The sequence below is a fragment of the Pseudomonas sp. R11F genome (assembly GCF_050312575.1).
Taxonomy (GTDB): Bacteria; Pseudomonadota; Gammaproteobacteria; order Pseudomonadales; family Pseudomonadaceae; genus Aquipseudomonas; species Aquipseudomonas palleroniana.
In genome coordinates this window covers 127,582-139,839 of record NZ_JBNPJU010000014.1, presented here as the reverse complement: position 1 = coordinate 139,839, position 12,258 = coordinate 127,582, and the positions used below count along the sequence as shown (strand labels likewise).

Sequence of the window (12,258 nt, the reverse complement as noted above, 5' to 3'; positions counted from 1 at the left end):
GCGGCGGTGTGTCAGGTAAGTTTGAGCCGCCTGACACACCGCGGCGCGGGGCAAGCCCGCTCACTACATGCATTTGGATGGGGGGCCGCGTGTTGTGCCCCTTTTTTTGACCTACGGGTTTACAATTGTCGCTCCTGATCAGGAGTATCCCTGTGCTGACTCATCTCGATTCCCAAGGTCGCGCCCATATGGTCGACGTCACCGACAAAGCCGTGACGTTCCGAGAGGCCGTGGCCGAAGCGCGGGTGCGCATGCTGCCCCAGACCCTGCAAATGATTGTCGACGGCGCCCACCCCAAGGGCGACGTGTTTGCCGTGGCCCGTATCGCCGGCATCCAGGCCGCAAAAAAAACCAGTGATCTGATCCCGCTGTGCCACCCGTTGATGCTCACTGGCGTCAAGGTCGAGCTGAGCGCCGAAGGTGTGGATACGGTGCATATCCTGGCGCGCTGCAAACTCAGTGGCCAGACCGGCGTGGAGATGGAAGCCCTGACCGCCGCCAGTGTCGCAGCGCTGACGATCTACGACATGTGCAAGGCCGTGGACCGCGGCATGACCATCGAAAGCGTTCGCCTGCTGGAAAAGCTCGGCGGTAAAAGCGGGCATTTCAAGGCGGAGCAGGCATGAGCATCAACGTATTGTTTTTTGCGCGCTACGCAGAGGTGGTGGGCTTCGATTCGCTGGAAATGGAAGGCGATTTTGCCACCGTTGACGCTGTGCGCCTGGCGTTGGCGGCGGATCCGGAGTTTGCCGTGCTCAACGAGACCAGCCTGATGTGCGCCCGCAACCAGGAACTGTGCAACCTCGACGAACCGCTGCAGCCGGGCGACGAAGTGGCGTTTTTCCCGCCCGTGACCGGGGGGTGAGCAGGGTGATTCGTGTGCAAGTCGAGGCGTTTGATCCCGGCGCCGAAGTCAATGCGATGCACGCAGCCAATGTGGGTGTGGGCGCGGTGGTGAGCTTTGTCGGTTATGTGCGCGACTTCAACGATGGCCGTGAAGTGTCGGGGATGTTCCTTGAGCATTACCCCGGCATGACTGAAAAAGCCTTGGCCAAGATTGCCGTGGAGGCCGAGCAGCGCTGGCCGTTACTCAAGCTGGAGGTGCTGCATCGTATTGGTGTGCTGGAGCCGGGCGAGCCCATCGTCTTCGTCGCGGCAGCGAGTGCCCATCGCCAGGCCGCGTTTGATGCCTGTGCGTTCGTGATGGATTACCTTAAGACGCGAGCGCCGTTCTGGAAGAAAGAGAACACCAACGAAGGGCCGCGCTGGGTAGAAGGACGCCACAGCGACCATACCGCCGCAGACCGCTGGAAATAGCGGGGCAAACACAAAACCCAATGTGGGAGGGGGCTTGCTCCCGATGGCGGTGGCACATTCAACAGTAATGTTGACTGAACGACTGCTATCGGGAGCAAGCCCCCTCCCACATTTTTACTGCATCCAGCTTTATGGGCGCTTGCGTTCAACCGGGCGCAGCAAGTGCATTGGTGGTCTCTCGCCGCTGATAAGAGTCATCCCCAGCGAAGCCGGACCGCTGGAAATAGCGGGTCGAACACAAAACCAACTGTGGGAGGGGGCTTGCCCCCGATGGCGGTGGCACATTCAACAGTTATGTTGGCTGAGCGACTGCTATCGGGAGCAAGCCCCCTCCCACATTTTTTACTGCATCCAGCTTTATGGGCGTTTGCGTTCAACCGGGCGCAGCAAGTGCGTCGGCGGTGTTTCGCAGCTGATCTTGCGGCCCAGCAGCGCCTCGATCGACGGTAGCTGATACGAGTCATCTTCCCCTGCGAAGCTGATCGATACACCCGCCGCGCCGGCACGGCCGGTACGGCCAATGCGGTGCACGTAGTCGTCCGGTACTTCCGGCAGGGTGAAGTTGATCACGTGGCTGATTCCGTCGATATGAATCCCGCGGCCCGCCACGTCGGTGGCCACCAGTACGCGGATCTTGCCTTCGCGAAAGCCTTCCAGGGTCTTGATACGCTTGTGTTGCGGCACGTCGCCCGACAGCTGCGCGGCGTTGACGCCATCACGCACCAGGCGTTCCTCGATGCGGCGAACTTCGTCCTTGCGGTTGGCAAACACCATCACGCGTTCCCAGCCGTTGTCGTTGACCAGGTTGTAGAGCAGTTTGTACTTGTCGGCACCGGCTACGGCATAGATGTGCTGTTCGACGTTTTCGCTGGCAACGTTTTCGGCTTCGATCTCGACGATGGACGGGTCGGTGGTCCATTGCTTGGCGAGGTTCATCACGTCGTCGGTGAAGGTCGCGGAGAACAGCAGGGTCTGACGCTCGGTTTTCGGTGGGGTCTGGCGAATGATCTGACGGACCTGTGGGATGAAACCCATGTCGAGCATGCGGTCGGCTTCGTCCAGCACCATCACTTCGACCATGTCCAGGTGCACGTCGCCGCGCTGGTTGAAGTCCAGCAGGCGGCCCGGAGTGGCCACCAGGATGTCGCAGTGGCGGGCTTCGAGCTGCTTGAGCTGCTTGTCGAAGTCCATGCCGCCCACGAAGGTCATCACGTTGAGGCCCGTGTACTTGGTCAGGTCGGCGGCGTCCTTGGCGATCTGCACGACCAGCTCCCGGGTCGGGGCAATAATCAGGGCGCGCGGTTCACCCATGTAGCGTTCTTTGGGCGGTGGCGTCTGCAGCAACTGGGTGATGATCGAGATCAGGAACGCAGCGGTCTTGCCGGTGCCGGTCTGCGCACGTCCGATGGCGTCTTTGCCGGCCAGGGTGAAACCCAGGACTTGCGCCTGGATCGGCGTGCAGTACGGGAAGCCCAGGTCCTGGATGGCGTGCATCAGTTCCGGGGCAAGCTTGAAATCGTGGAAGCGCGTCTTGCCTTCCTGGGGCTCGACGACGAAGTCTTCGAGTTTCCACGGAGTGACCGGCGGTTTGGGCGCACGTTCGCGACGTGGCTTGGGCGCGACGGGCGCAGGCGTGGCCTCGAGCGGTTTTGCCTGTTCGGCCGGCTTTACCGCTGGCTTTTTCGTCTGGGCGGCAGGTGCGGTCCGGCCGGGCTGTTTACCGTCATTGCGGCTGCCGGACGTGGGGGCAGGGGCACTGGAAACTGGCGCGAGCGGCTCAGCCTCGCTTTTGCCGAACATCTTCTTGAGTGCTTTGAGCACGGTGATCTCATTAATTGGTTAAGGAATGTACGCCGGCCAGTGTAATGCAAGAAACGGGCGCGGCGTAGTGCGTCTGTCATGCGGCTACATAGAGCAATGCTTTTCAGCCCAGGCGAGTGCTCAACCAGGTACCGATATCGCGTATCTCTTCAGGTAACACTTCGTGGCCCATTGGGTATTCCTGCCATGTCACGGTGACACCACGGGTCTTCAAGTGCTCGTAGGCACTGCGGCCCATGGCGTTCTGTACCACGTCGTCGTAGTGGCCGTGCAGGCACAGGGCCGGAATGCGCTGCTGGCTGGCGGACAATTCCAGCTCATCGTCGAACGTCGGTGCGTAGGTGGAGAGGGCGATCACGCCGCCCAGCGCGCCTTGCCATTTCAGGTACGCGGTATGGAACACCACCGCCCCGCCTTGGGAGAACCCCGCGAGGAAAATCCGCGAGGCGTCTATTCCGCTGCTTTTTTGCTCTTTGATCAGGTCGGTGACCATTTTGGCCGAGGTTTCCAGCTCTTCCAGGCTGATGGACCGGGCCGGGCTCATGGCCTTGATGTCGTACCAGCTGGGCATCTCGTAGCCGCCGTTGATCGTCACGGGACGGGTCGGTGCCTGGGGCAAAACGAAACGGGTTGTCAGTAAGTTTTCCTGCAGCGCTTCGGCCACCGGCAGGAAGTCGTAGCGATCGGCGCCCAGGCCATGCAGCCAGATTACGCAGGCGTCGGCGGACTTGGCGGGCTGAAGAATCAAGGGTTCGGTCATGTCTGCTCCATCTATGTGCACACGCTCCGATTGGGTGCGTTGGAACGGTGCGTAAAAGGTCGATCTGTTAAGAGAATGTCGCAAGGTTGAATCTTTTTCTATTGCACATGGGCTGAAACGACTCAGCCGGCACTCTGGTACGCGCCTTGCTATGTGTAGGTCGATGTCAGAACTATTCGCAGACGGTAACACTATCAGTGACTGCCGCTTGTGGGATAGCAGCTGGAATTATCGCGACAACCTCATGCCGCTTGACCCTAAAAAAAGCCAACACGGGTCGATATCGCCTCATAAGGGTGCGCTGAGGTTCGAGCTCCGACACAACAAGAGCAACTGGAGGTTTGAATGAAGGTATTGAAATCCACCCTGGCCATCGTCACCGCGGCCGCTGTATTGGGTGTCAGTGGTTTTGCCCAAGCCGGCGCTACCCTGGACGCCGTGCAGAAGAAAGGCTTTGTGCAATGTGGTGTGAGTGACGGCCTGCCGGGTTTCTCGGTGCCGGATGCCAGCGGCAAGATCCTCGGGATCGACGCTGACGTGTGCCGTGCTGTGGCCGCTGCCGTTTTCGGCGACGCCACCAAGGTCAAATTCAGCCAGTTGAATGCCAAGGAGCGTTTCACCGCGCTGCAATCCGGCGAAGTCGACATCCTGTCCCGTAACACCACCATGACCAGTTCCCGCGATGCGGGCATGGGCCTGAAATTCCCGGGCTTCATCACCTACTATGATGGTGTCGGCTTCCTGGTGAACAACAAGCTGGGCGTGAAAAGTGCCAAGGAACTGGACGGTGCAACCATCTGCATCCAGGCCGGTACCACCACCGAGCTGAACGTTTCCGATTACTTCCGCGCCAACAACCTCAAATACACCCCGATCACCTTCGATACCTCCGATGAAAGCGCCAAATCGCTGGAATCCGGCCGTTGCGACGTGTTGACCTCCGACAAGTCCCAGCTGTTCGCCCAACGCAGCAAGCTGGCTTCGCCGAAGGATTACTCGGTACTGCCGGAAACCATTTCCAAAGAGCCACTGGGCCCAGTCGTACGTAACGGCGACGACGAGTGGCTGGCCATCGTGCGCTGGGTAGGCTACGCCATGCTCAATGCTGAAGAAGCCGGTATCACTTCGAAAAACGTTGAAGCTGAAGCCAAGTCCACCAAGAACCCGGACGTTGCACGTCTGCTCGGTGCCGACGGCGAATACGGCAAAGACCTGAAAGTGAAGAAAGATTGGGTCGTACAGATCGTCAAGCAAGTCGGTAACTACGGTGAAGTGTTCGAGAAAAACCTCGGCAAGAGCACTCCGCTGGAAATCGACCGTGGCCTGAACGCGCTGTGGAACAACGGCGGCATTCAATACGCACCCCCAGTGCGCTGATCGCTGATGGTTCTGTCACCCGGTGGGCCAACCACCGGGTGATGTTCTGTTCCATTATTTCCGGGGCACTTCATGCAAAATCAAATCGGCGCACCCAAGCAGAAGCTCAGCTTCAGCGATCCCAAAGTGCGTGCGTGGCTCTTCCAGATCATCACGATTGTGGCGGTGGTCTCGCTGGGCTGGTACCTCTTCAACAATACCCAGACCAACCTTCAACACCGGGGCATCACCTCGGGGTTCGAGTTTCTTGAGCGCAGTGCCGGCTTCGGTATCGCGCAGCACCTGATCGACTACACCGAATCGGACAGTTATGCCCGAGTGTTCGTGATCGGCTTGCTCAACACCTTGCTGGTGACCGTGATCGGCGTGGTCCTGGCGACCCTGCTCGGTTTCATCATCGGCGTGGCGCGACTGTCGCCAAACTGGATGATCAACAAGCTGGCAACGGTGTACGTGGAAGTGTTCCGCAACATACCGCCGCTGCTGCAAATCCTGTTCTGGTATTTCGCGGTGTTCCTGACCATGCCGGGGCCGCGTAACAGCCACAACTTCGGCGATACCTTCTTTGTCAGCAGTCGCGGCCTGAACATGCCGGCGGCGTTGATGGCGCAGGGTTTCTGGCCGTTCGTGGTCAGCGTGGTGGTGGCGATTGTCGCGATTGTGCTGATGACGCGCTGGGCCAATAAACGTTTCGAAGCCACCGGCGTTCCGTTCCACAAGTTCTGGGCGGGGCTTGCGCTGCTGGTGGTGATCCCGACGTTGTGCACGCTGGTTTTCGGCGCCCCACTGCATTGGGAAATGCCGAAGCTGGCAGGCTTCAACTTTGTCGGCGGCTGGGTCCTGATTCCCGAGCTGTTGGCCCTGACCCTGGCATTGACCGTCTATACGGCAGCGTTCATCGCCGAGATCGTGCGTTCGGGCATCAAGTCCGTCAGCCACGGCCAGACCGAAGCCGCGCGCTCCCTGGGTTTGCGCCCGGGGCCGACGCTGCGCAAGGTCATCATCCCGCAAGCCCTGCGGGTGATCATTCCGCCGCTGACCAGCCAATACTTGAACCTGGCGAAAAACTCGTCGTTGGCCGCCGGTATCGGTTACCCGGAAATGGTTTCGCTGTTTGCCGGCACGGTGCTCAACCAGACCGGCCAGGCGATCGAAGTCATTGCCATCACCATGAGCGTGTACCTGGCGATCAGCATCAGCATTTCCCTGCTGATGAACTGGTACAACAAGCGCATTGCGCTGATCGAGCGGTGAGGAAACGCCCATGAGTTCTCATACTTTCAAACCTGACATGCCGCCGCCGAGCAAAGTCTTCGGCCCCATGGCATGGATGCGCGCCAACCTGTTTTCCAGTTGGCTCAACACCCTGCTGACCTTGCTGGCGATCTACCTGGTGTACCTGGTGGTGCCACCGATTCTGCATTGGGCGATTCTGGACGCCAACTGGGTCGGCACTACCCGTGCCGACTGTACGAAGGAGGGCGCCTGTTGGGTGTTTATCCAACAGCGTTTCGGGCAGTTCATGTACGGCTATTATCCCGCCGATCTGCGCTGGCGAGTGGACCTGACCGTCTGGTTGGCCGTCGTGGGCGTGGCGCCGTTGTTCATCTCGCGTTTCCAGCGCAAGGCGATCTACGGCCTGAGCTTCCTGGTGCTGTACCCGATCATTGCCTACTGCCTGTTGCATGGCGGCATCTTCGGCCTGACCAACGTGGCGACCAGCCAGTGGGGCGGCCTGATGCTGACCCTGGTGATCGCCACCGTCGGTATCGCCGGCGCGTTGCCGCTGGGTATCGTGCTGGCGTTGGGACGGCGTTCGAACCTGCCGGCGATTCGTGTGGTCTGCGTGACCTTCATCGAGTTCTGGCGCGGCGTGCCGTTGATCACGGTGTTGTTCATGTCCTCGGTGATGCTGCCGCTGTTCCTGCCCGAAGGCATGAACTTCGACAAGCTGCTACGGGCACTGATCGGCGTGATCCTGTTCCAGTCGGCCTACGTGGCCGAAGTGGTGCGCGGCGGTTTGCAGGCCATTCCCAAGGGGCAATACGAAGCGGCCGCGGCGATGGGCCTGGGGTACTGGCGCAGCATGGGCCTGGTGATTCTGCCCCAAGCCTTGAAGCTGGTGATCCCGGGCATCGTCAACACGTTTATCGCGCTGTTCAAGGACACCAGCCTGGTGATCATCATCGGTTTGTTCGACCTGCTCAACAGCGTCAAGCAAGCCGCCGCTGACCCGAAATGGTTGGGCATGGCCACCGAAGGCTACGTGTTCGCCGCCCTGGTGTTCTGGATTTTCTGTTTTGGTATGTCGCGCTATTCCATGCATCTGGAACGCAAGCTCGACACAGGCCACAAGCGTTAGGAGTTCTTTTATGAGCGAAGCAATCAAAAAGCCTGTGGGCCCTGAAGGCATTATCCAGATGCAGGGCGTCAACAAGTGGTACGGCCAGTTCCACGTGCTGAAAGACATCAACCTCAACGTCAAGCAGGGCGAGCGTATCGTGCTGTGCGGCCCGTCGGGTTCGGGCAAGTCCACCACCATTCGCTGCCTCAACCGCCTGGAAGAACACCAGCAGGGCCGTATTGTGGTCGACGGCGTGGAGCTGACCAACGACCTCAAGCAGATCGAAGCGATCCGCCGTGAAGTCGGTATGGTGTTCCAGCACTTCAACCTGTTTCCGCACCTGACCATCTTGCAGAACTGCACGCTGGCGCCAATGTGGGTGCGCAAGATGCCCAAGCGCAAGGCCGAAGAAATCGCCATGCACTACCTTGAGCGCGTGCGTATTCCGGAGCAGGCCCACAAGTTTCCAGGGCAACTGTCCGGCGGCCAGCAACAGCGTGTGGCCATCGCTCGTGCCCTGTGCATGAAGCCCAAGATCATGTTGTTCGATGAGCCGACCTCGGCGCTCGACCCGGAAATGGTGAAGGAAGTGCTGGACACCATGATCGGCCTGGCCGAAGACGGCATGACCATGTTGTGCGTGACCCACGAAATGGGCTTTGCCCGCACCGTGGCCAACCGCGTGATCTTCATGGACAAGGGCGAGATCGTGGAACAGGCGGCGCCGAATGATTTCTTCGACAACCCGCAGAATGATCGGACCAAGTTGTTCTTGAGTCAGATTTTGCATTGATCAATGTTTGAATGAATAAACCCGGCCTGGTGCCGGGTTTATTTTTGCCTGACTGAAAACCTGGAGCGTTGCCTTTGTAGGCAACTCTGAATACGCTGTAGGAAAATTCATCCTATGATTGGACGAAAGCGCAGAACCCATGACTGACATCGCCCCTCTGATCAAACGCTCCCTGGTCGATCAGGCCCTTGAACAATTGCGCCTGCGCATCAGCCAAGGCGTCTGGGCCGTGGGTGAGCGGTTGCCCACCGAGCCTGAGCTGTCCGCCGAGCTGGGCATCAGCCGCAATACCGTGCGTGAAGCCATGCGTGTCTTGGCATTTTCCGGGCTGATCGATATTCGTCAGGGCGACGGCAGTTATCTGCGCTCGATGACCGACCCACTGGGGACGATGCGTGCGTTGTCCCATTGCACCCTGGGGCAGGCGCAGGAAACGCGGCAGATTCTTGAAGTGGAGGCCGTCAGCCTGGCGGCGGTGCGTCGTACCGAAGAGGACCTCAACGGCCTGCGTGCGGCGCTCGACGCCAGCGCCGTGTTGTACCACGGCGACTTGGAGGCTTATATCAGCGCCGACCTGGTGTTTCACACGCGCCTGGTGGACGCCGCGCATAACCCTGCGCTGAGCGAGTTGTATCAGTACTTTTCCGCCATCGTCAGCGCGCAATTGCGCCAGACCCTGAATATTTCGCCGCGTCGCCAGGCGGTGTTCGATCTGCATGTCGCCCTGCTCGACGCCGTGGAACACCAAGACCCGGAACGTGCCAAATCCCTCTGCCGGCAGTTGATCAATGAACCCTGAAACCCAGCGCCCCAGCGAACTCGAAGAACTGTTGATCGATGCGGAAGCCGACGATGAGGTGGTGCAGAACAGCCACCCGCCAGTGAGTCGCCCCTGGCTGTTGCTGCTGGGCCTGGTGCTGGTGGCGTTGAACCTGCGCCCGGCGCTGTCGAGCCTGTCTCCGTTGCTCAATGACGTGTCCGCAAGCCTTGGGTTGTCGGCGGCCAAGGCGGGGTTGCTGACTACCTTGCCGGTGTTATGCCTGGGGCTGTTTGCCCCCACCGCACCTATCCTGGCCCGCCGCTTCGGCGCCGAGCGCGTGGTGCTGGGTGTCTTGCTGATGCTGGCTGCGGGCATCCTGCTGCGCAGTTCGCTGGGTGAAGTGGGGTTGTTCGCCGGTAGCCTGGTGGCCGGCGCGAGTATCGGCATCATCGGCGTGTTGTTGCCGGGTATCGTCAAGCGTGATTTCGCCCGGCAGGCAGGTGCCATGACCGGTGTCTACACCATGGCCCTGTGCCTGGGCGCGGCGCTGGCGGCTGGGGCTACGGTGCCGCTCAGCCAGCACTTTGGTGAGCGCTGGAGCATCGGGCTGGGCTTCTGGATTCTGCCGGCGTTGCTGGCCGCACTGTGCTGGCTGCCGCAGGTCGGTCAGAAGCATGGTGCCCACCGGGTGGCTTATCGGGTGAGCGGTTTGTTGCGCGATCCACTGGCCTGGCAAGTCACCTTGTACATGGGCCTGCAATCCTCCCTGGCGTACATCGTGTTTGGCTGGTTGCCGTCGATCCTGATCGGCCGTGGCCTGAGTGCCACCGAAGCGGGGTTGGCGCTGTCGGGCTCCATCATCGTGCAATTGATCAGCTCCCTCGCCGCACCGTGGCTGGCCACACGCGGCAAGGACCAGCGCCTGGCCATCGTGGTGGTGATGGTGCTGACCCTCGGCGGCCTGTTCGGTTGCCTGTATGCACCCCTCGACGGGCTGTGGGGCTGGGCCATTTTGCTGGGGCTCGGGCAGGGCGGCACGTTCAGCCTGGCATTGACCTTGATTGTGCTGCGCTCGCGTGATGCGCATGTGGCGGCCAACCTGTCGAGCATGGCCCAGGGGATTGGTTACACCCTGGCTTCCATGGGTCCGTTCGCCGTCGGCCTGGTACATGACTGGACCGGCGGCTGGGCCGCCGTGGGCTGGATTTTCGCGGCACTCGGGCTCGGCGCCATTGTCGCCGGCCTGGGCGCCGGCCGGGCGTTGTATGTGGACGTGCGCAGTGAGAGGGTCTGACGCCTAGAGGTAGACCACCTCCAGCGTGGCTGACCCATCCATCGGCGTTTCCGTGCTCAGGTCCAGGTTTTGTTTGGCATTGATCACCGCCTCGAGCTTCAAGGTGGTGCTCAGGTTCTGGATCGCTGACGGGCCGGCCACGCTGCCGAGCACGTCGGTAAAGCCCAGCAGGCTGCGCGAGCCGATATCGATCGGGTTGCTGTTGGCGGTGCGCCACGCCACACCGCCTGTGGTCGATTCGGTGCCGTAGATCTGCGGCAGGTCATCGACCACGGTTTGCTTGGGATCGAAGCTCACCGAATACACACCGATCTTGCCGCCACTGTTGTCCAGCCCCAGCCCGTAGTAAATCTCGCTGTTGACGTGGGCCGTGCCGTCGCGGTTATCGCGCATGCGCAGGGCATAGCGGCCAGGGGCGTTGCAGCTCACCGTCAGGGTCAGGTACTTGAGGGGCAGGCGGGTACCGGTCGCCTGGTTCAGGTCCTTTTGCGAAATCTTGCCGAAGTCGACCAGGCCACCCCCAGGCAGCAGCGGCGTGCAGGCCATGGGCGTGATCAAGCCGGTGACGGTCAGTTCGACGGTGGACGCGGCGTTGGCCAAGGTGTATGTGCCCAGCAACGTCAAGGCCGCGATGGGTATCAGGTAGGCGTTCATGGGGTGCTCCTCTAGAGGTAGTTGATTTCGAGGGTGGCCGAGCCGTCGAGATGCACTTCGCTGCCCAGGTCCAGGGAGCCGAGGGGCGCGAGTACCGCTTCGAGGTTCAGCGTGGCGTTGAGGTTTTGAATGGCGATGGGGCCGCCGACGCTGCCGGCCTGGGCGGCGAACCCCAGGTATCGGTTGGCTGCAATCGGCAGTGGGGTTGCACTGGCGCTGCTCCACGGCTGGGACCCGGTGGCGGAGTCGGTTCGGTAGAGTTGAGCGACGTTATCGGCGGTCATCTGCGATGGGTCGAAGGTCAGCCGGTAGCGGCCGATCTTCTGTTGCCTGGCGTCCAGCCCAAGGCCGTAGGTGCTTTCGTCGGCCACGCCGGTGGCCGAGCCCTGGCGGTTGTCCTGCATGCGCATGGCGAAGGCGGTCGGGGCGTCGCACGTGACGTTCAGCACCACTGTGCGCGGGGCCAGCGGTGTTTCCTGATGCTGATTGAGGTCAATGACCGACAGTTTGCCCAGGTTCACATTGCCGCCGTTGGACAGGCTCGGGGTACAGGCGGCCGGGGCAAACTGTGCAAGCAGGCTGACCTCCCGCGACCGCCCGGCGCCGCGGGCGTCGAACAGCCCGCTGGTTTCCCAGGTGACGGCTTCACGCACGCGGGAGGCCTCTTCACGGGCCCAGGCGCTGGCGTCGATTTGCACCGACAGGCTGCGCCCGGTTACGGGCATGCCGCCGCGCATTGGCACTATGCCGTGTTCCGGGCGCCAAGCCAGGGCCGTGGCGACTGTTACGGCGGGCTGGCCTGGCCCTGCCGATAAACCCAGCTCCACTGCCTGGCCATCGAGCACGGCATCGCTGGCTGTCAGGCCGTAGCTGCCACGCTCGGTGAAGCGAAACCGCTCCACACCCGCGCCGAGGCCACGATAAAACACGCTCATGTCCGTCGGCTGCGGGCAGTTCAGGGTGAGCCTTGTGCGGCGCTCACCCAGTAGCCGCTCACCGCTTGGGACAAGGGCGAGGGCGCGGTTCATCAAGCCGAAGTCCAGGCGGTTTTCGCTCAGGTTCAGTTGGCATTCCTCCGCGCCCAACGCACTGGCGCTCAGCAGCAGAAAACCCAGGGGAAACAAGGCAGCTTTCATGG

The 12,258-nt window shown here is 61.2% G+C and carries 13 protein-coding genes; 9 read left to right on the top strand and 4 right to left on the bottom strand.

Going from position 1 to position 12,258, the window contains the following annotated elements; genetic code table 11:
* Nucleotides 1–152 precede the first annotated feature (152 nt).
* The 3 genes from moaC to moaE are packed head-to-tail and all read left to right on the top strand — an operon-like array spanning nucleotide 153 to nucleotide 1,317.
* Nucleotides 153–626: a cyclic pyranopterin monophosphate synthase MoaC gene (moaC, locus tag ACQRBV_RS04025; protein ID WP_205344555.1), complete on the top strand. Its 474-nt coding sequence runs from the start codon at nucleotides 153–155 to the stop codon at nucleotides 624–626.
* The gene (moaD, locus tag ACQRBV_RS04020) at nucleotides 623–865 is read left to right on the top strand and encodes a molybdopterin converting factor subunit 1 (protein ID WP_060753863.1); all 243 of its coding nucleotides are present in this window, start codon (nucleotides 623–625) and stop codon (nucleotides 863–865) included. Before moaC ends, moaD begins: the two co-directional genes overlap by 4 nt.
* Nucleotides 866–870: 5 nt before the next feature.
* Entirely contained in the window at nucleotides 871–1,317 is a 447-nt protein-coding gene (gene moaE / locus ACQRBV_RS04015; RefSeq protein ID WP_081086985.1) for a molybdopterin synthase catalytic subunit MoaE, read from the top strand.
* A gap of 357 nt (nucleotides 1,318–1,674) precedes the next feature.
* Here the strand turns inward: moaE and rhlB are convergent, their stop codons facing one another.
* Together rhlB and ACQRBV_RS04005 are read right to left on the bottom strand one after the other, a co-directional pair.
* Complete coding sequence (gene rhlB / locus ACQRBV_RS04010) at nucleotides 1,675–3,144, bottom strand: ATP-dependent RNA helicase RhlB (protein WP_411985541.1); 1,470 nt, start codon at nucleotides 3,142–3,144, stop codon at nucleotides 1,675–1,677.
* Between the two features lie 97 nt (nucleotides 3,145–3,241).
* Nucleotides 3,242–3,898 carry an alpha/beta hydrolase gene (locus ACQRBV_RS04005; protein ID WP_090366637.1) on the bottom strand — a complete coding sequence of 219 codons (657 nt, stop codon included), beginning with the start codon at nucleotides 3,896–3,898 and terminating at the stop codon, nucleotides 3,242–3,244.
* Between the two features lie 345 nt (nucleotides 3,899–4,243).
* Between ACQRBV_RS04005 and ACQRBV_RS04000 the strand changes: the two genes are divergently transcribed.
* From ACQRBV_RS04000 to ACQRBV_RS03975, 6 genes are all read left to right on the top strand, one after another.
* Nucleotides 4,244–5,275: an amino acid ABC transporter substrate-binding protein gene (locus ACQRBV_RS04000; protein ID WP_090366636.1), complete on the top strand. Its 1,032-nt coding sequence runs from the start codon at nucleotides 4,244–4,246 to the stop codon at nucleotides 5,273–5,275.
* Between the two features lie 72 nt (nucleotides 5,276–5,347).
* On the top strand, nucleotides 5,348–6,529 hold the full coding sequence (locus tag ACQRBV_RS03995; RefSeq protein ID WP_104995572.1) for an amino acid ABC transporter permease: 1,182 nt from the start codon (nucleotides 5,348–5,350) through the stop codon (nucleotides 6,527–6,529).
* Between the two features lie 10 nt (nucleotides 6,530–6,539).
* Nucleotides 6,540–7,637, top strand: a complete 1,098-nt coding sequence (locus ACQRBV_RS03990) for an amino acid ABC transporter permease (RefSeq protein ID WP_060753858.1) — start codon at nucleotides 6,540–6,542, stop codon at nucleotides 7,635–7,637.
* A gap of 10 nt (nucleotides 7,638–7,647) precedes the next feature.
* A complete protein-coding gene (locus ACQRBV_RS03985; protein ID WP_003221897.1) occupies nucleotides 7,648–8,412 on the top strand; it encodes an amino acid ABC transporter ATP-binding protein in 765 nt (254 codons plus the stop codon).
* Between the two features lie 139 nt (nucleotides 8,413–8,551).
* Nucleotides 8,552–9,211 (top strand): FadR/GntR family transcriptional regulator, encoded by a 660-nt coding sequence (locus ACQRBV_RS03980; protein WP_060753857.1) that lies wholly within the window; start codon nucleotides 8,552–8,554, stop codon nucleotides 9,209–9,211.
* Nucleotides 9,201–10,466 (top strand): CynX/NimT family MFS transporter, encoded by a 1,266-nt coding sequence (locus ACQRBV_RS03975; RefSeq protein ID WP_411985494.1) that lies wholly within the window; start codon nucleotides 9,201–9,203, stop codon nucleotides 10,464–10,466. Before ACQRBV_RS03980 ends, ACQRBV_RS03975 begins: the two co-directional genes overlap by 11 nt.
* A gap of 3 nt (nucleotides 10,467–10,469) precedes the next feature.
* Here the strand turns inward: ACQRBV_RS03975 and ACQRBV_RS03970 are convergent, their stop codons facing one another.
* Nucleotides 10,470–11,120: a DUF1120 domain-containing protein gene (locus tag ACQRBV_RS03970; protein WP_060753855.1), complete on the bottom strand. Its 651-nt coding sequence runs from the start codon at nucleotides 11,118–11,120 to the stop codon at nucleotides 10,470–10,472.
* Between the two features lie 11 nt (nucleotides 11,121–11,131).
* Nucleotides 11,132–12,256, bottom strand: coding sequence for a DUF1120 domain-containing protein (locus ACQRBV_RS03965; protein ID WP_411985495.1), 1,125 nt, complete (start codon nucleotides 12,254–12,256; stop codon nucleotides 11,132–11,134).
* Nucleotides 12,257–12,258 lie beyond the last annotated feature (2 nt).